The 20,712-nt window shown below is 46.1% G+C and carries 20 protein-coding genes; 9 read left to right on the top strand and 11 right to left on the bottom strand.

The window, feature by feature from the left end; genetic code table 11:
* Positions 1 to 77: 77 nt before the first annotated feature.
* Together MKY98_RS26035 and MKY98_RS26030 are read right to left on the bottom strand one after the other, a co-directional pair.
* Positions 78 to 548, bottom strand: coding sequence for a MerR family transcriptional regulator (locus MKY98_RS26035; protein WP_238437914.1), 471 nt, complete (start codon positions 546 to 548; stop codon positions 78 to 80).
* Entirely contained in the window at positions 542 to 1,270 is a 729-nt protein-coding gene (locus MKY98_RS26030; protein ID WP_069012309.1) for an SDR family oxidoreductase, read from the bottom strand. Before MKY98_RS26030 ends, MKY98_RS26035 begins: the two co-directional genes overlap by 7 nt.
* Before the next feature lie 150 nt (positions 1,271 to 1,420).
* On the opposite strand from MKY98_RS26030, the gene MKY98_RS26025 reads away from it, so the two are divergent.
* Positions 1,421 to 3,373 carry a BglG family transcription antiterminator gene (locus tag MKY98_RS26025; protein WP_341011396.1) on the top strand — a complete coding sequence of 651 codons (1,953 nt, stop codon included), beginning with the start codon at positions 1,421 to 1,423 and terminating at the stop codon, positions 3,371 to 3,373.
* A gap of 170 nt (positions 3,374 to 3,543) precedes the next feature.
* Positions 3,544 to 5,550, top strand: a complete 2,007-nt coding sequence (locus MKY98_RS26020; protein ID WP_069012307.1) for a PTS fructose transporter subunit IIABC — start codon at positions 3,544 to 3,546, stop codon at positions 5,548 to 5,550.
* An 87-nt stretch (positions 5,551 to 5,637) separates the two neighbouring features.
* Here the strand turns inward: MKY98_RS26020 and MKY98_RS26015 are convergent, their stop codons facing one another.
* Positions 5,638 to 6,537 (bottom strand): DMT family transporter, encoded by a 900-nt coding sequence (locus MKY98_RS26015; RefSeq protein ID WP_069012306.1) that lies wholly within the window; start codon positions 6,535 to 6,537, stop codon positions 5,638 to 5,640.
* Between the two features lie 107 nt (positions 6,538 to 6,644).
* Here MKY98_RS26015 and pdxR point away from each other — a divergent pair, with 107 nt between their 5' ends.
* Positions 6,645 to 8,018 (top strand): MocR-like pyridoxine biosynthesis transcription factor PdxR, encoded by a 1,374-nt coding sequence (gene pdxR, locus MKY98_RS26010; RefSeq protein WP_069012305.1) that lies wholly within the window; start codon positions 6,645 to 6,647, stop codon positions 8,016 to 8,018.
* Between the two features lie 75 nt (positions 8,019 to 8,093).
* Here pdxR and MKY98_RS26005 read toward each other — a convergent pair whose 3' ends face one another.
* The gene (locus MKY98_RS26005; protein ID WP_069012304.1) at positions 8,094 to 8,441 is read right to left on the bottom strand and encodes a DUF3243 domain-containing protein; all 348 of its coding nucleotides are present in this window, start codon (positions 8,439 to 8,441) and stop codon (positions 8,094 to 8,096) included.
* 116 nt (positions 8,442 to 8,557) lie between these two features.
* The gene (locus MKY98_RS26000) at positions 8,558 to 9,472 is read right to left on the bottom strand and encodes a phosphatidate cytidylyltransferase (RefSeq protein WP_069012303.1); all 915 of its coding nucleotides are present in this window, start codon (positions 9,470 to 9,472) and stop codon (positions 8,558 to 8,560) included.
* A gap of 95 nt (positions 9,473 to 9,567) precedes the next feature.
* Between MKY98_RS26000 and MKY98_RS25995 the strand changes: the two genes are divergently transcribed.
* The gene (locus MKY98_RS25995; RefSeq protein ID WP_023991046.1) at positions 9,568 to 10,110 is read left to right on the top strand and encodes a hypothetical protein; all 543 of its coding nucleotides are present in this window, start codon (positions 9,568 to 9,570) and stop codon (positions 10,108 to 10,110) included.
* An 18-nt stretch (positions 10,111 to 10,128) separates the two neighbouring features.
* Here MKY98_RS25995 and MKY98_RS25990 read toward each other — a convergent pair whose 3' ends face one another.
* Positions 10,129 to 11,019 (bottom strand): diacylglycerol/lipid kinase family protein, encoded by an 891-nt coding sequence (locus MKY98_RS25990; protein ID WP_069012302.1) that lies wholly within the window; start codon positions 11,017 to 11,019, stop codon positions 10,129 to 10,131.
* Positions 11,020 to 11,157: 138 nt separating this feature from the next.
* Between MKY98_RS25990 and MKY98_RS25985 the strand changes: the two genes are divergently transcribed.
* Positions 11,158 to 12,024, top strand: a complete 867-nt coding sequence (locus MKY98_RS25985; RefSeq protein ID WP_069012301.1) for an SDR family oxidoreductase — start codon at positions 11,158 to 11,160, stop codon at positions 12,022 to 12,024.
* Between the two features lie 262 nt (positions 12,025 to 12,286).
* Positions 12,287 to 12,625 (top strand): zinc ribbon domain-containing protein YjdM, encoded by a 339-nt coding sequence (locus MKY98_RS25980; protein WP_069012300.1) that lies wholly within the window; start codon positions 12,287 to 12,289, stop codon positions 12,623 to 12,625.
* Positions 12,626 to 12,666: 41 nt separating this feature from the next.
* Here MKY98_RS25980 and MKY98_RS25975 read toward each other — a convergent pair whose 3' ends face one another.
* Positions 12,667 to 13,422 carry an AIM24 family protein gene (locus tag MKY98_RS25975; protein ID WP_029518860.1) on the bottom strand — a complete coding sequence of 252 codons (756 nt, stop codon included), beginning with the start codon at positions 13,420 to 13,422 and terminating at the stop codon, positions 12,667 to 12,669.
* Between the two features lie 251 nt (positions 13,423 to 13,673).
* Between MKY98_RS25975 and MKY98_RS25970 the strand changes: the two genes are divergently transcribed.
* Positions 13,674 to 14,726, top strand: coding sequence for an LLM class flavin-dependent oxidoreductase (locus MKY98_RS25970; RefSeq protein ID WP_069012299.1), 1,053 nt, complete (start codon positions 13,674 to 13,676; stop codon positions 14,724 to 14,726).
* 107 nt (positions 14,727 to 14,833) lie between these two features.
* On the opposite strand, the gene MKY98_RS25965 is transcribed toward MKY98_RS25970, so the two are convergent.
* The 4 genes from MKY98_RS25965 to MKY98_RS25950 form a co-directional block, all read right to left on the bottom strand.
* A complete protein-coding gene (locus MKY98_RS25965; RefSeq protein ID WP_029518858.1) occupies positions 14,834 to 15,343 on the bottom strand; it encodes a DUF1036 domain-containing protein in 510 nt (169 codons plus the stop codon).
* A gap of 82 nt (positions 15,344 to 15,425) precedes the next feature.
* Positions 15,426 to 16,934, bottom strand: coding sequence for an aminotransferase class V-fold PLP-dependent enzyme (locus MKY98_RS25960; RefSeq protein WP_069012298.1), 1,509 nt, complete (start codon positions 16,932 to 16,934; stop codon positions 15,426 to 15,428).
* A 134-nt stretch (positions 16,935 to 17,068) separates the two neighbouring features.
* Positions 17,069 to 17,545 (bottom strand): DsrE/DsrF/DrsH-like family protein, encoded by a 477-nt coding sequence (locus MKY98_RS25955; RefSeq protein WP_029518856.1) that lies wholly within the window; start codon positions 17,543 to 17,545, stop codon positions 17,069 to 17,071.
* Positions 17,546 to 17,641: 96 nt separating this feature from the next.
* Entirely contained in the window at positions 17,642 to 18,280 is a 639-nt protein-coding gene (locus tag MKY98_RS25950) for a histidine phosphatase family protein (RefSeq protein ID WP_069012297.1), read from the bottom strand.
* A 314-nt stretch (positions 18,281 to 18,594) separates the two neighbouring features.
* On the opposite strand from MKY98_RS25950, the gene MKY98_RS25945 reads away from it, so the two are divergent.
* Positions 18,595 to 19,557: a radical SAM protein gene (locus MKY98_RS25945; protein WP_069012296.1), complete on the top strand. Its 963-nt coding sequence runs from the start codon at positions 18,595 to 18,597 to the stop codon at positions 19,555 to 19,557.
* 160 nt (positions 19,558 to 19,717) lie between these two features.
* A complete protein-coding gene (locus MKY98_RS25940; protein WP_069012295.1) occupies positions 19,718 to 20,692 on the top strand; it encodes an aldo/keto reductase family protein in 975 nt (324 codons plus the stop codon).
* Positions 20,693 to 20,712 lie beyond the last annotated feature (20 nt).

Here is a 20,712-nt window from a genome sequence, read left to right as displayed (position 1 = left end):
GGAGCATGGGTAGGAAGAAGGTTGATCATTGTACAACATGATCGACCTTCTTTTTGGATAAAGCAATAAAAAACCCCTTAAAAAAGGGGATTGGTGCTGGGGGTTGTAGGGTTACAATTCGTGTCGCTAAGATCAGGATTGGTAGAGAGGTCGCGATAATGGCTGAGCTTATATTCAATAATTTTTTGGGTCTCCATCAGTCTGGAGATTTCTTGTTGAATCTTCTGATTATGTTTTTCAAGTAAGGAGTGTCTAATCGGAATGGTGCTGTTGCCTTGCATCGAAAGTTCTCGATAATGCTTCATTTCCTCTATGGTCATTCCAGTGGCTTTTAATCGGGTTAGAAAGATAATCCCCAGAATCTGATCTCTACTGTAGAACCTGTGTCCGTTAGCCCTTCGTTCTGCATAAGGCAGCAAGCCAATTCGCTCATAATAGCGTATGGTATCCTCTGTTAAGCCTGTTAGTTCTGCAGCTTGACTAATAGAGGTTATGGTCTCCGGAATTTCCTGCAAAGTATCCCACTCCTTAATTGTAACGATTACCAAGGAACTTCTCCATTCGCGTCGAAAAACCCTCCTGACGGCCCGTCATTATTTAAAGTGGCTAAACGAACAACGACAGCAGCAGCTTGTTGTACCGAACCCGGTCCTGTAAAGCCATTTAAGTCAGTGGCGGTAAAGCCAGGATCAGCCGAATTAACTTTGAGAGGTGAGTCTTGGAGTTCCTTGGCAAGGGTGACGGTGAACATATTAACCGCTGCTTTGCTGCTATTGTAGGCAAGCAAATTAAATTGGGCATGCTCATGTTCAGGATCGCTATTATAGGTTAATGAACCAAGGCCACTCGACAAGTTAACGATTCTACCGCATGGAGATTCTTGCAATAAAGGCAGCATGGCTTGCGTCACGGCGACCAAACCGAAAAAGTTTGTTTCATACGTTTCTCTTAAATCGTCCAAAGAAAACTGACTTGGAGGAGTGGCTCCTCCCAAAGATATGCCGGCATTGTTGATGAGTACATCAAGGGAACCGGATTCTTGCTTGATCTGATGGGCTGCGGAATCAATCGTACTTTGATTCGTCACGTCTAACAAAATCAATCGGGCTTTTACTCCCTCATTAGCCAACTTAGCCACCGCTTCCCGGCCGCTCTGCTCATTCCGTGAGCCAATCAGGATTGTAAAACCCATACCGCCCAATTGTCTGGCTGTTTCATACCCGATGCCTTTGTTGGCCCCAGTAATAAGAACTGTTTTCCCAATGGTCATGAGTGATTCCTCTTTTCATTATTCTTAAATTTGGCGGCCACCATGCTTTAAATGTACTACTTGGAGTATACTTAAAGTCAACACAAAACCAGCAAAAATATAGCTCGAAATGCCCTGGACATTCTTTAACTTGGAAGATGGGAGAATGGAATGAATAAAAGGCAAATGGAAATTTTACGCATGTTGTTAACTGAACCGGACCGGTTGTGGTTAGCGCAGGATTTGGCAGATCTGACCGACTGCTCTGAAAAGACGATCCGCAACGATCTGAAAGTAATTGAAGATTATATCGTTAAGCATTCTGATGCCAATCTGGTGAGAAGGCCGGGACGCGGCATTTATCTAGAGATGGGTGAAGCAGATCAGAATGAATTGTTCCATCGACTGTATGCGGACGAGAGTACAGCCCAACATGAGTCGGATGAGGAAAGGGTACTGCATCTCGCCTATCGGCTCTTGATGAATGCCAAGCCTGTGACCATCCAGGATCTAGCTTCACAGTATTATGTGAACAAGACGGTAATTCGTAGAGATATGGAGAAGATTGATGGCTGGCTGCACAGCTTTAATCTGGCCTTAATTACCAAGCAGCGCGTAGGCTTAACCATTCAAGGCTCTGAGAAAAATAAGCGCATCGCTTTGGCGCGGATGAACCAGCTGATTGACAGTCCTGAGTTAACAGGACAGTTGATGCGCAAACAGTTTGAATCGCACGAGATTACAACCATAAATCATGAATTAAAAGCATTGCAAAAACGCAATGAGCTCAGCTTTACTGACGAAGCTTTCGAAACTCTAATGCTGCATATCCTTTTAATGGTCAAACGAACTAAGATGGGACAACCCATTTCCCTCTCCAAGCAGGACATTGCCTTTTTGCAGGAGAGACGCGAATTTACATGGGCTACGTCTTTTTTGCAGCAATTGCAAAAGTTGTTTGCCGTGCCTTTTTCCAAGGAAGAGACAGCGTATTTAACTCTGCACCTGCTTAGCGGGAAGTTCCGTTACCAGCAGGAGGAAAGAACAGGAAAACAAGGTGAGCTGGCAGATAGCCACCCGCTTTTGCCTGAGTTGATTGAGCAGTTAGTCCGGCGGATGTCCGAGCTGAATATGATTGCCTTTTCCAAGGACAAAATGTTGCTGAAAGGATTGAATGTCCATTTATATACGACCCTGAACCGTCTTCAATATGGGTTGACCGTGTCCAATCCTATGCTGGCCGAGATCAAGAAGATGTACCCCTACATGTTCGACCGAGTTATTATTACGCTGGAAGAGGTGGGGAAATGGATCCGGTTATCCTTCCCCGAGGAGGAAGCGGCGTATTTAACGCTACATTTTCAGGCTTCTGTGGAGCGATTGCACCAGAAAGAGAGTCATCCCCAGAGAGCCATCATCGTGTGTCACATGGGCATTGGTATGTCCCAACTGCTGCGCACCAAGGTGGAACGTAAATTTCCGGCTGTACATGTGGAGACAACCCTTTCCAAAGCAGAAGTCCAGGACTATCTGGCAGCCCAGGAGGTGGATCTAGTCATTACCACTGTAGATCTCCCAGAGATGAACATTCCGCACATTCTCGTCTCTCCCTTGTTGGATGCCAAGGACGAGCGTCGATTGGAGCAAGTGATCCGACGACTGGATGAGCCGGAACATAGGGCGGCAGACGAATCTGTATTTTTTAAATATACAACACCTTTTTTGGTCTTTCCCCAGCAGGAAGTGCAGCATCCGGAACAATTGATCTCCAAGCTGGCGCAAATACTGGAGGACAAAGGATATGTGGAGCCCGGTTATGTGGACAGCGTACTGGCGCGAGAAAAAATGTCGGCTACGACGATTGGGGGAGGCATAGCCATCCCGCATGGCGGTTCTGAGTGGATAAGGCAGTCCTCTATTGTAATCGCTACCTTGAAGCAGCCGCTTACCTGGGGGACCGAGAAAGTAGAGCTTGTGTTCTTGCTTGCGGTTAAACAGGATGGGCGGGAAGAGATGCGCCAGTTATTCAAGGAATTGTCCCTGATCAGTGAGCAACCTGCTTTGGTTCATGCCTTATCTAAGGAGACCGATGCGATGAGATTATTAGGGAGAATGAAGGGATAAACTAAAATCAAAAAGGTGTGCTCTGGAGCAGGACTTATAGATAAGTCCTGTTTTTTGTCGGTATAATTCCGTTTTTCCGAAAGTTCCGGTAAAAAGTTCGCCCGATAACAGCAGGATAGGCGTTTATACTATCAATGTAAGCGGAAACACCAGAGAGAAGGGGAATGAACATGAAGATATTGGCGATTACCTCATGTCCTAACGGAATTGCACATACGTATATGGCAGCTGAGAATCTGCAAAAGGCAGCAGCAAAGCTGGGCATTGAGATGAAAGTTGAGACACAAGGTTCCATTGGAGTCGAAAATCAACTGACCGAGCAGGAGATCCGTGAGGCAGATGGCATTATTATTGCAGCGGATAAAACGGTGGTTAAAGACCGTTTCGTCGGTAAGAAACTGCTGGTCGTAGGCGTACAGGATGGCATTCGCCGTCCGGAAGAATTGATCCAGCGGGTGATGAAGGGGAATGTACCTGTGTACCAAGCAGAGTCACGTTCTGCCGAGGGTAGCTCACAGGAGAACAAACCGAAACAAAATCCCATCTACCGACACTTGATGAACGGTGTATCCTATATGGTACCCTTTATCGTCATTGGAGGATTGCTCATTGCTATTGCGTTGACGATTGGCGGTGAGAAGACACCAGGCGGTCTGGTTATACCGGACGGTTCATTTTGGAAGACGGTTCAGGATATCGGCTCAGCTTCGTTTACCTTTATGATACCGATCCTCGCCGGATTTATCGCAATGAGTATTGCGGATAGACCGGGGCTTGCACCGGGTATGGTTGGCGGATTCATTGCTGCGAACGGCAGTTTTTATGGAAGTGAGGCGGGGGCCGGATTTATCGGCGGGATTATCGCTGGTTTTCTGGCGGGTTATGTTGCACTGGGTATTCGGAAAATGAAGGTTGGGCGAGCGTTACAGCCGATCATGCCTATTATTATTATCCCTGTATTGGCATCGTTAATTGTTGGATTAATCTTTGTCTTTGTGATTGGTGCTCCAGTCGCACAATTGTTTGAAGCTTTAACGGGCTGGCTTGCAGGTATGCAAGGTACAAGTTCAATTCTACTAGCATTGATTCTAGGTGCGATGATCTCCTTTGATATGGGCGGCCCTGTGAACAAAGTTGCTTTCTTATTCGGTTCGGCCATGATCGGCGAAGGGAATTATGAAATTATGGGGCCAATCGCCGTTGCGATTTGTATTCCGCCGATTGGGATGGGACTTGCAGCGATGATCAACAAACGTAAATTTGCACCTGCGGAACGCGAGGCCGGGAAGGCAACATTCACGATGGGGTTGTTCGGGATTACCGAAGGTGCGATTCCATTCGCGGCGCAAGATCCACTGCGTGTTATTCCCAGTATTATGGTAGGGTCCATGGTCGGTTCTGTCATCGCCATGTTGGGAAATGTAGGTGATAAGGTAGCTCACGGTGGACCGATTGTAGCTGTACTTGGTGCAGTGGACCATGTGCTTATGTTCTTCATTGCCGTTATTGTCGGCGTAGCCGTATCGGTTGTCCTGGTGAGCTTGCTGAAAAAAGATATTGCAGCAACTGTAACTCCGGATGCTGCTGGGGAAGCGATGCCTGGACATTCTACCACAGGAGCTGGACAATCTGCGATTACTACAACGGCCGTTGCGGAGTCATCAGTTTCAACAACTGTCACAAGTAACGGGCCAGCCGTGTCTTCGCAAGGCATTCACATTGAGAAACTGACGGATATTGTAACGATGGATCTGATTAATTTGGATCTGGAAGGAACGACACGAGATGCTGTGGTTGATGAAATGATCGGAGCACTTGAGAGAACTGGAGCTGTAAGCTCTGCCAGTGATTTCAAACAGGCGATATTAGCCAGAGAGGAAGAAGGATCAACAGGCATTGGTATGAATATTGCCATTCCTCATGGCAAATCGGAAGCTGTCCTGAAGCCAAGCGTGGTATTTGGCATCAAGCAAGGCGGTGTTGACTGGAATAGTGCAGACGGAAGTGAAGCAAAACTGATCTTTATGATTGCCGTACCGCGCAACAGCAAGGAAAATGCGCATCTGAAAGTGCTGCAAATGTTATCGCGTAAGCTGATGGACGATCATTTCAGAGAGGCGCTTCTGGCAGTTACTACGAAGGAAGAAGCATATCAATTGCTGGATCAGGTGCATTAATTCAATGCGATAAGAACCTAAAATAAAGAAAAGAGGCTCCCGAAGTTTCAGCCGGGAGCCTTTTTTTTGAGAAGGTCTTTGCGTGAGTCAGCGGCGTTCACCGCGTGATATAAGTATGATGCCGAGAAATACAAAGCCTGCACCAGCCAGATGAGCAAATGAGAAGGATTCACGGAGGATGATATAGGACAGCAGCAGTGTGCTGACGGGAATACAACCCGTGTATACAGCTGCTGTACTAGCCGGTACTCTTGATACACCCCTAAACCATAATACGTAGCCTAATGCGGTGACAAAGATACCATAATATAAGACTAGCCCAATCTCCCCTACACCAACGTGGTTAAAGTTGAACTGTTGGGCCTCCACAAAGGAACAAGCCAGGAACATGAGGAATGAAAAGAGTGTTATATACATGGTTCCAAGCAGGGAAGAGACATGGCTGGATAGCATCTTGCGTAACACTGTCAGTGCCGCTTCTCCGAACACAGCAGACAGAACAAGCAGCAGGCCAATGAACGAGGTTGCGTTAGGAGCATTGAACCAGAGCGCCGATATGTGAGGTACTTGTAGTGCCAAAACACCGAGCAGTGAACAGGCAATCCCTAGTCCGGGGCGGAGCGTAATCTTTTCTCTCAGCAGCACATACGAAAGAAGTACAACAATAGCTGGGGTTAAGCTAGTTAAAATTCCGCTTTCGGAAGCAGAGGCGTAGGCCAGCCCGTACAGCATTAGGACACGGAAGAGAAACATGCCGACCAGTGCTTGAATGAACAGGATTAAGGCATCCCGTTTGCTGATCCTTAATGAATACTTCTTGATGAATACAATGGGTACCAAGAACAGAAGGGCAACAGCCAGACTGGCAGATTGCGATAAAAAAACAGGCAGCTGCATCACGACCAGTTTGCCGACTACCACAGAACTGCCGACAATGGAAGTGGCGATCACTAATTCCATGTAAGTCGAAAAGGTTGGTTTGTTCATTTTATCTCACCTCTTGTACAGATATTGATATATACTGTAGCAATAGAAACTGGGCACTTGTAGATCCAGTTGAAGAGGTTTTCGACAGTACCGCTTGGGGGGTAGCTATGTGGTTATCTATCGATAAGAATGTGACAGTTCCGATGCTGCGTCAGGTATATCAAGCAATACGGGACCGTATTTTAGCTGGAGAACTGAATGCAGGGTATAAACTTCCTTCGACCCGGGTGCTGGCCTTACAGTTGAACGTTTCCCGGAATGTTATCCTCGAAGCTTATGAAATGCTGCTAGCCGAAGGCTTAGCCATTGCGCGCTCAGGTTCAGGAACTTATGTAGCCGAAGGGGCCGTCCTTCCAGGTTATGTATCCGCACCGCCTATCGAGGCGTCTGCGTCTGCAGTGGAATCTGCATATTCAAATGAGATGTCGGTAATTTCCTTCCGGACAGGCCTTCCTGCATTGGAATTATTTCCGCGCAAATCATGGGCTGACTTGCTTCAGAGCGTATGCAAAGAGGCTCCTGATCTGGCACTAGGTTATGGCGATCCTGCTGGAGAGCCTGAGTTACGCAGGGAGCTAGCCGACTATTTGAGTCACACCAGAGGAGTGAAAGTCAGCCCGGAACATATTGTAATCACTAGCGGAGCAGTACAAGCGATTCAGCTTGTCACCCGTCTGTTACTGTCAGCTGGAGATGAAGCCCTGGTAGAGGAACCGACAAATGAAGATTTAAAAAGCATTCTGGCGGCCACAGGAGCCACACTGCGGAGTATGACTGTTGATGATTCGGGAGTTATAACAGCCGATCTGCCGCAAAAGAAACACCCCAAACTGGCATATCTGACACCCTCGCACCAGTTCCCGCTGGGGGGTATCTTGCCGATCCAAAGGCGGATCGAGCTAATTCAGTATGCAGCCCGGACAGGATGTCTTCTGCTCGAAGATGATTATGACAGTGAGTTCCGATATGACGGGGCGCCCGTCCACTCCTTGCAGAGTCTGGACCCAGAACGGGTGCTATATGTCGGGACGTTTAGCAAAATATTATTCCCCGCGCTGCGGATCGGCTATATTGTTCTTCCCTCGTCACGAGTCGCTGATTTTATCCGTTTAAAGCAACTGGCGGATTACCAGACGGCGAGCCTGGAGCAAATTGTGTTGAGTCGGTATATCAGGAAGCGACTCCTTCATAAACATGTACATAAGATGAAGAAAGTGTATGCCAAGCGTCGTCAAGTCCTGCTTGATAGCCTTGAGCAGCATTTTACAGGGCAATATCGGGTGTGTGGCCGATCGGCGGGTTTACATTTGGTAGCAGAGTTTCAGTTCCCGTTCCGAGAGGATTTGCCGAAATGTCTCCATAGTCAAAATGTATTTGCGGCACAGCTTGAAGGGAACCGGCTGCTCATGGGCTATGGGCATCTAAAGGAAAATGAAATTCGTGAAGGGGTTCGCAGAATCAGGAACGCACTGCAACGGTAGTAAACGCGAAAGCAGCCTATCCTTAGGTGAGGATAGGCTGCCCTTTTCATAGCAAGATATTGTGTTTCATCATCACTATTCATACGAGGTTTGAGCCACGCGTACTAGCATATGGGCAAGCGCATGCTGCTGCTCCTTGTCCCCCGCTTTCCACAGCTCCTGGAGGAGCTTCTCCTCGCTGTTTCGAGGTTCTTCTTTGGCTGCCAGATATCCAGCTATCTTCTCAGCTGCTTTTGCGATCAATTCTTCATTCAAACCAATATTTTGAGCCATTTCAATCTTGTCGCTCAAATAACTTTTGAATGAATCAAAGCTGCCCAGAATGTTATCCTTTTTGTTGTCGTCTATCCGATTTAATACGTCATCTACCTTGTTCAAGGCCACTTCGCCTTCCTTATTCACAACATGATTGTGCTCTGCCATTTCTAACGCCTCCTCAAGATCGTTTTCTAGGATAAGGACTGCTTACGGTACGGTAGTACTTACCCCGGCTAACCAAAATGAAACCGATGAGAAGCGGAGTATTGCGGAGGTAATCGCTACATAAAGTCAAAAAAATAACGAATTACGTGAAAAAAGACGGGTGAGGTGTAGGTCAAACTATCCACCCGGCTTAAATAGCTTTTTTTCAAAGCATCGAACTTATCATCATCGCCGATTAATAAATCTCGCTTCAGCACGGAAACCGTTAAGCTGCCGAAGAAACCGCTCAAGCTGATCAGCATGCCGAAAATAATTCCAAATTTCAGGTCAAACGGCGTCAGGTAAGGATAGATGAAATAGGAAGCCGCTATAGTTACGGGAAAAGCGAATACAAAGCCTTCCCAAGTTATATTGGGATTGGATGTCGGGACGATTTTCCGTTTTCCGAAATAGAGTGATGCTAGATAGTGTACGACATCATTGAGCTGCGTCAGTACTACTAAAAAAAGCACAAGTTTCGCTCCGTATTGCGGCGTAGCAAACTGAAAATAGGCCAGATGACTCAACCCGAAAACCATCAGCATGAGGCCCCACTGGGTCGAGCTGACACTGCGCAGAAAACCAACCGTTCCTTTGTTGATCAATCGTGGGAGCGGTAGCAGTAAGAATACATAGATAGGGATAAAGACAATGAACATTCCGTACCACCCGATATAAATCCAATAAAATTGTACAGGAATCGCCAAGTACGCCCATAGAAACAATCTGCGATCAGCTTTTCTGGATCTAATCATGGAAAAGTATTCTTTTAGCGCAAAAAAGGTGAGTGCCATCAGGGAAAGCAGTGAAACGATCGGATTGAAAAGAGTTGCCAAGCAAAAGATAAAGAACATACCCCACCATGTCTTGATGCGAAGCCCAATCCCTGCATAGTCTTTGTCTGGTTGTGTTTTGACTACTACTATGTAAATCAGATGGATGACCAATAAGGCTGTAAAAATAAGGATTAACGTTAATATCGAACTGTCCATTACCACTCACCAACTTATCGCGAAATAGGGTTCCATTAGGGTTCCTATGTTATTATGAAGGAATAATTCAAACTTGATAAGGGGAAATTTCGTAAATGGTAGCAGATCAATCCGTCTTTATCTTGCTTACGAATACGGGAACGTTTCTTACGAGAGTCATTAAAAGCTATACGAGAGCGCCATATAATCACGCCTCCATTTCCTTCAACCGGGAACTTTCGGAGTTATACAGCTTCGGGAGAAAGACCCCTAATAACCCTCTGGATGGTGGTTTCGTGAAAGAGGATATTAAGACAGGTACATACAGCAGATTTCCGAATACAACATGTGTTATCTACGAGCTTCAAGTAACCGACCGTGAAGTTGAAAAAATGAAGCGAGTTTTACATGTATTTATCCGAAGTCGTCAAAAATATATGTATAACTTACTGGGTTTGATTGGTATTGCACTCAAAGAACCAGTCGAGTTCAGCAATTCTTATTTTTGTTCGCAATTCGTTGCGGAAATTTTACAGCGATCCGGCATAAAAATATGGAACAAACTGCCCGCTCTTGTTACGCCAGACGATTTTCGGCAAAGTGATCGATTCCATTTGATCTACGAGGGGAAATTAAGCGAGTATGATCCTCAAGCTTGAGGACCAGCACCGCATGACTTAAACGTCTTCCGGCACAATTACCTCGATATGACGCGGTAAAATACCAAGCTCGATAGGCAAAGACGGCCCTTCCTCACCATCTACATTCGTACTTATCGGTTCTGCGGAGCTGACACTTACATGCTTTGCAGTAAAGTAAACGATATCACTATGATCCTTCAGGTTGCCTAAAAATAAGGATATGCTGGCCGTCACGGTGTTCAATATGTTGAGGTTTTTAAAAATAAAGCAGTGAAGCAGACCATCGTCAACAGTCGCATCGGGTGCCAGTTTCTCGAATCCGCCAACTGAATTGGTTAACGTGGCCAAAAAGAGTGGGGACTTTCCTTCCCAGGTCTTGTCATCATAGCGGACGATAAGTGAGTGGGCTGGATGGCTGATAAGCTCTTTCATGCCTTCTTTGAAGTAGGCAAATGTGCCAAACATGGATTTATCGTCTGACGATACAGCTGATAGCGATTCAGCAAGCGAACCTGTAGCAACAACATTGGCAAACATTCGGCCGTTTAAGAGGCCCATATCTACGTTTTTCACGCGGGCAGAAGTCAGTGTACGGATCGCCAGCTCGGGACTTAGCGGAATTTGCAAGGCACGGGCAAAATCATTGACTGTCCCAAGGGGGATAATCCCCAGTCTTGGACGGTGGTCTTGATCCATGAAACCGTTGATGGTTTCGTGAAGTGTGCCATCCCCGCCGATGGAAACGACTAGGTCACAAGCTTCCTCACACGCATTAACGCAAAAACGGGTGGCGTCCAGTTCCTTTGCCGTTTCTTTAACCGTAACAACGTATCCTTGATCACGTAGAATTTCTTCTACGTTTCTGACATGTTGGAGAGATTCCTCTTTGCCGGAAGAGGGATTTACAATGATCATAGCTTTTTTCATATACATGTTCCTTTCTCTGGGGAGAGTTTGTTGTACCAACTCTTACCCGAAAAGCAGACCTTTAGACTCTAGATTAGACATGTGTTATATTTTTAGTTACTATATAAAAGTAAATACAATCTGAATGGAGGATTTCAAATGAAAATCGCATTAACAGGAGCAACGGGGCAATTGGGTTCCATCGTGGTAGATACGTTGCTTACATCTGTCTCCACAAACGATCTTATTGTTAGTGTAAGAAATCCAGAAAAAGCAGAGAACTTACGGTCTCGTGGCGTTGATGTTCGTCATGGCGACTTTGATAAACCGGAGACGCTGGATCAGGCGTTTGCTGGAGTAGACCGATTGCTGATTATATCCGCAGACGGGGATAATGATACTAGAATCCGTCAGCATAAAGCGGCTGTTGATGCTGCTGTACGTGCTGGAGTAGGCTTCATCGCCTATACTAGCGCCGCCAATGCCGCTGACAGTACTCTATTCCTTGCACCCGTACATCGCATCACGGAGGAGTTCATTCGCGAGTCAGGTATTCCTTACTCCTTCTTGCGTAATAATTGGTACCTGGAGAATGAGGCAGGCACGATCCAATCCGTACTCGCGGGGGCTCCTTGGCTTACCTCGGCAGGGACCGGTAAAGTAGGTTGGGCTACCCGCGCAGATTATGCGCAAGCAGCTGCAACTGTTTTGTCTGGTGAAGGACATGAGAATACAATATACGAGCTCTCCGGTAAGCCGATTACCCAAGAAGAGTTTGCAGCGGTACTTGCTGAGGTTCTGGGCAAAAACGTTCCTGTCCAGCAGGTGGATGATGCTACGTATGCCGAGGTTATGCTCGGTGCGGGAGTCCCGGAAGGAGCAATCCCTATTGTGGTTGGTATTCAACAAGCGATTCGTGAAGGAGCCTTGGATGTCGTAAGCAGCGATTTTGAGAAGCTGTTGAAACGCCCCCTTACACCGCTTAGCCAAGGAATTAGTGAACTGATCAAGCAAATCCAAGCATAATAAACGTGCCGTAAAGCGGATGCTGCCTACGTAGGCAACATCCGTTTTTAGTTATATGTTCACCTATGGACATTTTCAGCAGACAGAACGCTTACATATGAGGTGCAACAATACTCAGATTAGTTTCATCCATGAGTGGAATCGTGACGGATTATCCAATATACTTGTAGGGAACTCCAAGGAAGACTTGGAGCAAGCTTGGTCTATCCAGGGAAGCTTAGCACAGCAGTAGAATTTGAAAATGAATGGAGTACATAATACCATGTCTAATTTACCAAATTGTCCTGAATGTAATTCAGAGTACACTTATGAGGATCGCAGTCTTTTCATTTGTCCGGAATGCGCTCATGAGTGGTCTACCGAGCCAGAAGCAAGTAGTGAAGACGTAAAGGTCGTCAAAGATGCGAATGGTAACATCCTACAGGATGGTGACTCTGTAACTGTCATTAAAGACCTTAAAGTGAAGGGAAGCTCATCCGTCTTAAAAATTGGCACCAAAGTAAAAAACATCCGTCTGGTGGATGGCGATCACGATATTGACTGCAAAATTGATGGTTTTGGAGCAATGAAGCTAAAATCGGAGTTTGTAAAAAAGAATTAAAATGTAAGAAAGGAGAAGCCGAGGGCTTCTCCTTTTTTTGTTTATAAGGGCGCTAACCATACGGTTCCTGTTCCCCTGTACACATTTACCAGCCCTTCGCCGGAAGCAGCCGAGCCCATTTTGGTTTTTCCAGATTTTTCGACGGTGAACTGTAAGGTATTGGACCACATGAGGGCAAAGTTACCATCCACCTTCAGCACATCATTTTGCAATTCTATAACGACCGCTTCCTCGGAAGGGATTGGCGCTTGAAGTGCCAGAACTCCTTTTCCGCGGGCGCTTAAATTAAATAACCCTTCTCCACCCAGTGCGGCAGAGGAAAGATTACTACGTGCAACGACGGATATGTCCAGCGTCGTGTCACAAGCCAAAAACAAGCCGTCTTCGATGGCAATATCATCATTGTCGACATCAATAAGCCAAATATATTGGTAGGTAGGCTCCAGCATAATGGTACCCGTGCCTTTATAGTGCGGTTTAATGGCCCCTGTCCCTGTTACAGCGCCGGACACCAAGTTTCGCATTAAGCCTCCCACGCCTTTTACACCGGTAGTCATTTCCATGCTACCCACAGTATATTGCATGGCTCCCGCCTTCATCATAATCTCACTATTGTTGATTTCGATCATGAGTTGCTTGCGGCGCATGTTACTTTTGCTCATATAGTAATTGTCTTGCGCAGCCGCAACCGAGGTGCAGCTCAAATCTGTTATGTATTCCAGTACCGTAAATCCGCCTAATTGGTCAGTGATAGCAACATTGCTGTTATCCTTTAAATTATTAATAACAAAAGCCATAAATGTAAGTGCCTCCTTGTTGTATTCATGGTGTGGGGATGGGAAACTTCTTTGTTCCATACAATATTCGACAAAGAGACTTCTTTTCCTGCGGCGAATCTTGACACTTCCCTTGGCTGATTTTCAGACTCAGAAAAGGAGAGCTTGAAAAAGATGCGAAAAAGGTTCAATATAAAGATATCGGTTTTTAAAATGATTGGCTTCGAAAGCAGCCGAATGAGAATGAAACATGAAAATAGGGGGTAGAGCAAGTGGAGATAGGGATAAGCACGTTTGTAGAAACAACGCCGGATCCCCAAACGGGGGAGGTTATCAGTCACGCACAACGAATACGTGAAGTGGTCGAGGAGATTGTGCTTGCAGATCAGGTAGGGCTGGATGTGTACGGCGTCGGGGAGCATCATCGTAAAGATTATGCGGCATCTGCACCTGCTGTTATCCTCGCTGCTGCTGCTGCACAGACCCAACGGATTCGATTAACCAGTGCAGTTACGGTACTTTCATCGGATGATCCCGTACGTGTGTTTCAGGATTTTGCTACACTGGACGGCATTTCGAATGGACGAGCTGAGATTATGGCAGGCCGGGGCTCTTTTATCGAATCGTTCCCGTTATTTGGGTATGATTTGGATAACTACGATGAGTTATTTGATGAAAAACTGGAGCTGTTATTGAAAATCCGAGAATCCGAGAAAGTCACCTGGAAGGGCGGACATCGGCCTGCAATTCACAATTTGGGCGTGTATCCGCGTCCAGTTCAAAATCCGTTGCCCGTATGGATTGGGAGTGGGGGGAATCAGGAATCTGTGGTTCGTGCAGGATTGCTCGGTTTGCCATTGGTTCTGGCGATTATCGGGGGTAGCCCTGTACAGTTTGCCCCGTTGGTGGAACTATATAAAAAAGCCGCGAGGCATGCCGGTCATGATGCATCGCTGCTTCCGGTTGCATCACACTCACATGGTTTTATCGCAGAGACTACTGAGCTGGCAGCGGATAAGTTCTTCCCTTCCACTCAGCAGAGCATGAATGTGCTTGGGCGTGAACGCGGTTGGGGCCCTTACACTCGCTCCAGCTTCGATGCCGCACGCAGCTTTGAAGGAGCGTTATATGTAGGTGATTCAGACACGGTTGCCAAGAAAATCATTCATCTCCGTAAACAGGTAGGCATTACACGTTTTCTGTTGCACGTGCCCGTCGGTACGATGCCGCATGACGATGTCATGAGAGCTATTGAGCTATTGGGAACAGAGGTAGCACCACGGGTTCGTGAAGAGATATCCAAGTGGGAATCCGAGAGTAAATAGGTGGATTGATCTCAGTAGACAAAGGAGAAAGGGGCAGACCATGAGCGATATGGCCGCTCCTTTCTTAACTCTAAAATAATCTATATATGAGCTGATCAGATCATTTTTTATTTTGTCCGTTTTTTATGCGTGATGCGCTTTTGCAACAGGGTTTTACCTTGTTTTAGTCTCTTAGGTTTAGCAGGGACTCTGCGCAGGATAGGTTTCTCTTGGATTGCCTTGGAAGGCAATGTCATGCGGAGTGTGGATGATGCAGGTTTTCTTTGACTGCTGCTCGTTACAAAGTTGATGGTGTAGTCCAAGACGAACGGACTAACTGCGATTCTCCGCAGTCCCACGCTTCTACAAGTGGTACAGCCTGTATCCCAGCACCAATTGAAGGCATTCTCAGGAACTTGAGTGAAATATGAACCCCGCCATTCGCGTCCAAAATCATCTTCAGCGTAATAAAAGAACGTATTCCCTCCTGCGAAGCCGCTCCAAACCTGAATAGTCTGTCCAGGGTTAACACGGTACCAGCCTGCTTTAGAATAGTTAACAGGAGTACAGCTGAAGTCCGGATAGGCAAAGACCACAAAGATAGCCGCATTGGTACTGTTGCGAAAATTGAGACCCATTTGTCGTCACTTCTTTCCTCATATAGTAATCCTACAGAGTATTCTATGAGAGTTTTGAAAGAAGGGAACGGACACGAGTCTCTTAATCGCTAAAATTGAACCATTTGCTGATGTCTATTTTGTTATGTTCATTTATAGATCTCCATTCGTTTGATTCTGGTTGATAGGTATAATCTTTTTGCCAGGTCACGATGTTTTCTACGATTGCCCGTATGGAAGAGGCGATATAGGAGACTTCCTGATTCGTCATCATGGGATGGAGCGACAGACGCACCCAGCCCGGTTTTCGAGATAAGTCTCCTGCATCGATCAGGTCTGTCATTTGTTTAGACGTTTGGGGGTCGATGCCCAGCAAATAATGTCCGTAGGGGCCTGCACAAGAGCAGCCGCCCCGGACCTGAATACCAAACCGATCATTCAATAGTTTTACGATCAGGTTATAGTGAATAGGACCGACAACGAAAGAAACGATTCCCATTCGTTCTTGGCTGCTTCCTCCTAAAATGTGTAGTCCTGGTATGGTACTCAAGCTTTTTAGTAATAATGATGTCAGTTCCTTTTTTCGCTCCAACATGCGGTTGTATCCCATTTGTTCTTTCAGCCGAATGCAGAGCGCCGTTCGAACGGCCTGTAGAAAGGCAGGGGTTCCTCCATCCTCACGGGCTTCAGTATTATCTTTATACTCGTATCCACCCCAAGGATTGGTCCAGCTAACTGTACCCCCTCCGGGCTGATCCGGAGCACAACTAAGGCATAGTCTCGAATCCATAATTAAAACGCCGCTTGTACCGGGACCCCCAAGAAATTTGTGGGGTGAAAATACAATCCCGTCCAGTTTCTCGAGAGGATCTGTGGGGTGCATGTTAATCTCGGCATAAGGTGCGCTTGCTGAAAAATCAATGAAACAAACGCCGCCATGTTCGTGCATTTTGCGAGATAGCTGGTAAATCGGTACTTCGAACCCTGTAACATTAGAGCAGGCGGTAAAGGCGCCGATTTTGATAGGGCGATGCCGGAATTGAAGCAGCAGTCGTTCGAGATGAGTTGGATCGACAATCCCGCCGGGACCCGGAGGAAGACATACAACGTCTCCAACGGTTTCTGCCCAGGAAATATGATTGGAATGATGCTCCATATGTGTAACGAAAATAACGGGGCGCTCTTTTTTGGCGATGGGGTAGAGGGGCTTTAATTTTTCATGTATTTTCAATCCTAATAGCCGCTGAAGCTTATTCACTGCACCTGTCATACCTGACCCGGCGAACAGGATGATATCATGTTCATTGGCATGAACGTGGCCCTTAATGATTTGTTTCGCTTCTTCATAGGCTTGGGTCATCAGAGTTCCTGTCAAATTAGACTCCGTATGCGTATTCGCCACAAAAGGGCCTAATTCATGAGCTATTTTCGACTCGATGGGTCCATACAGACGGCCACTGGCTGCCCAATCCGCATAAATCAGCTTTTTTTGTCCATATGGAGATTCAAAGGTCTGGTGATATCCGATTGTACTTTCACGATACCTTTGGAAATAAGCCTCGTTAGAAGGCTGATACCTACAATTACTGCTTCCAATTCGAGCCATGAGCATACGGCGCCTCCCAAGTCGTTCTGTCTTCTTAGGGTACGTAAGTAGGTCCGAATGGGTTAAAAAAAATAGGCGAGTGTCATCATTTAGTCACAATAAAAGCCTCATCCAACAGCCGGATAAGGCGCAAGTCTATGCTATATAAACAACTGCATATCGGATTCGAGCGCATCTTTTAGATACGTTTTGGCCTCGATAATTTCCAGTTCAGGTATAAATTCTTCCGGTTTAAAACCCATAATATCCACCGATAGCTTACAGGCATAAAATTTGACGTTTTTCTTCCGGGCACCTTTTAGGAAGTGGATCAGCTTTGGGGCTTCATTGTCTTCCAACATTTCCGTTAGCATCAGTTTGCCCAGACCACTAAAATTCATATGGGACAGCGGTAAGGATTCAGGCCCTTTGGGCGTCATCAAGTCCATGAGTTTCTCGTAAATCGTCTTATCCTCAAGCGTCATCTTCTCGGGATCACGAACCAGTGATAATCCCCAGAACGCAAAAAACATCGTCACATCCACATCCAATTCCCGCGCTGTATTTGCCAGAATCAGTCCAGCCATTGCCTTATCATAATCGCCGCTGAACATAAGCAGATTCATCCTTTTATCCACAATTCCCGCCTCCATTACCAACAGATATATTCAGTATGGATTTGGAAATGAAAACTATGCATGGTTCACTGTGTTGTCTGAAGCCGCAAATTTTTCTCACGGCACACTCGACAACTCAGCAAAAGATATCCTGTCTACAATATCAAAACCGTTTCCCTGTCCTCTTGGCTTCACAACTACAGTACCCAAGTTCGGAATCTCGCCCAAACCAATGCCTTGAGGGAAACTGTGAGCAATGATAACTTTGTTGGTCCCAGAAGGTGGAACTTTCTCTAACACAGAAGTCAGTTCGGCTAATGTACTTTCCTTCTCTGCTGCGGTTACATCACCACTTAGATTGTAAATTCTAACCCAGAAGGGATCTACATGAACATTTTCTGCTCCAAAAGCTAATTCTGCCGTTTCCCTTGTTCGACAAAAGGGACTTGCTATAACTGGGGTTTGAATGGGGATTTGTAAGCTCTTTATCCTTTCCCCAAAAAGTAAGGCTTGTCTTTTACCTTCCTCGGAAAGATTCCTTTGGAGTGAGCAATCGCCGAAGACGAGATTAGGTTGATCTTCTCCTAGCGTTGCTTCACCGTGCCTAACGAACAGAATGTATCCACCCTGACGAAGAGAACTTAGTAACTCTGGTTTAACTAGTCTAGCTTCCGCTGTATTTATAGCTGCTCCCACGATTTGTATCGGAGTCATAAGAAGTAAAGAAAGCATGCATGCATAAACTAACCTTTTCATCTTCGCATCTCTCCCCCTAAGAATACAATTTTGAGATATAGTATATGTATTGAGGGAAGAAAAAAAACGGGGAATAGTATAAGTTACTGTTTCATAAGCTAGGCGGTTGTAACCCTCTAACATTGAGTTTTTTACTATTTAACAATATGCTGCCAATCCTTTTCTGCGCTTTTTCTGCAGTTCCCTACCCAAAACATGACGCTACTTATGCAACGGTTCGCCGTTACCAATGTCATATCTACAAACCGTCCCATTCTGTATAATCTCAAGGGGAATTCAAGACACAAGCCTGAGATCGGGAGGATCATGAGAAAGTGAGTATAGAGAACAAATATAAAGCACTTGAACTGGAAAAGCCGGGCATCTACGAGCTGGAGGGACTGGAAGTCGGGGTCACCTCTAATTGCAACTTCAAGTGTGATTACTGCTGCGCATATCAGCGGAACGATGGGCAATGCATTAGCAGCAAAGAGGTCATTGATATTATTGATGACATTCCAACGTTAAAACGTGTGCGACTGTCCGGGGGAGAAGTGACCCTGAAGTATGAGGATTGTCTGGACATTGTGGCTCACTGTTCGAGCAAAGGAATCGCTACCCAGCTCAACACCAATGCCAGCTTGCTCAGCCCTGAACGAATTGAGAAACTGCGTGATGCAGGTCTTTCCAACATTCATATCTCCTTCAACTTCACGGATGCTGATAAATATGCAGCCTATTATCATGTTCATCCTCGCATGTATGAGAAAATTGTTCAAAATATCCGGTTATGCACCGAGGCCAAGCTGGAAACGGTGTTGGAGACGTTGCTGTTTGCGGAGACACAAAACAACATGCCAGCTATTAGCGAAATGGTATATGATCTCGGTGTGCGCATCCATGAAATCCAAAACAGCATTGTGATGGATCATACCAACTGGAACGCTATTTCCACCAAGGAAGCGCTCGTCCGTTCCGTTCATGACCTGATTGCACATAAAAAAGATGATACTGTATTGTATTTTACCTGCATGGATCGTTTTGCAGAAGCGCTGGGCTTTCAGGAGCAGCCGGGTGTGTATTTTTCCAATTGTGTTGATGGTAAAAAACAGCTCCATCTGCATGGGAACGGGGACATTCTGATCTGTGAGCTATGCCATCCTGTGGTCATCGGCAATATTTATGATGGAACATCCTTAAAGGATATTTACAAAAATAAACCGAAGCAGCTTCAGGAGTTTCTCGACAAACTGCCTTGTCCTGCATATGATGCGCTTTTTCCTGTAGGAAGCAAGTAGACATGATTTGAAATTGTGAAACTAAAGCATCTACCACCCTAACAGTCAGGGTGGTAGATATCCTTCATGTAACTCCATGAATCCTTTATCAATGATTTTATGAAAGGGTTTACATGTTAAAATATAAAAATATAATTCTCTTATGAAAGAAGGAGTAGATATGAAATATAGAAATGTAGGCAACAGTGGTCTTAAAATTAGTGAAATCGGCTTGGGGAGCTGGTTGACGTACGGTACAGCCGCCGAGCAGGAAGCAGCTCATACCTGTATTGCCAAAGCCTTTGAACTCGGGATTAATTTCTTTGATACCGCGAACGCGTATAACCGGGGAGAAGGCGAAAAGGCTATGGGAGCTGCTTTGAAGTCCTATCGAAGAGATAGCTATGTATTATCTACCAAGGTGTACTTCCCTATGGATACCGGTCCCAATGACAGGGGACTGTCACGCAAGCACATTATGGAGCAATGTGAAGCGAGTCTGAAGCGTCTGGGTACGGATTATATCGACATGTACTTTTGTCATCGTTATGATCCAGACACTCCTTTAGAAGAGACGCTGCGAGCGCTCGATGACCTTCAGGCTCAGGGTAAGATTCTGTACGCTGCTGTCAGCGAATGGAGTGCTGCCCAGCTCATGGATGCTTATGGGATTGGAAAAAGGCTGAATCTGCGCCCGCTGATTGCCAATCAGCCGATCTATAATATGTTCGAACGTTACATCGAGCATGAGGTACTTCCGGTATCCGGGCAGGTAGGCATCGGCCAAATTGTATTTTCGCCTCTGGCCCAAGGGGTCCTCACGGGGAAATACAAGCCTGGACAACCTTTACCGACGGGTAGCCGCGGGGCTGATGCCTCTGTCAATAATGTCATCAGCAGTTACATGAACGATACCGTTCTGAACTGTGTCCAGGAGCTGGATAAGCTGGCGAAGAATTTGGGTGTTACCCTGTCACAGCTCGCGCTTGCTTGGATTCTGAGAGAACCGGGTATCAGCGCTGCACTTATTGGGGCTACTAAACCGGCACAAATTGAGGAAAATGTAAAAGCAGTCGAAGTGACGCTGCAACCGGAGACATGCGCGGAAATTGAGCGGATTCTTAAGCAAGCAGAGGGTTTTGAACCTTTGCGTTAAGCATTCACACGAGCCTCTGT

This window comes from Paenibacillus sp. FSL M8-0228 (assembly GCF_038007385.1).
Classification (GTDB): Bacteria; Bacillota; Bacilli; order Paenibacillales; family Paenibacillaceae; genus Paenibacillus; species Paenibacillus polymyxa_D.
Note: the sequence above shows the minus strand (reverse complement) of the source record. Positions and strands in the feature narration are given on the sequence as shown.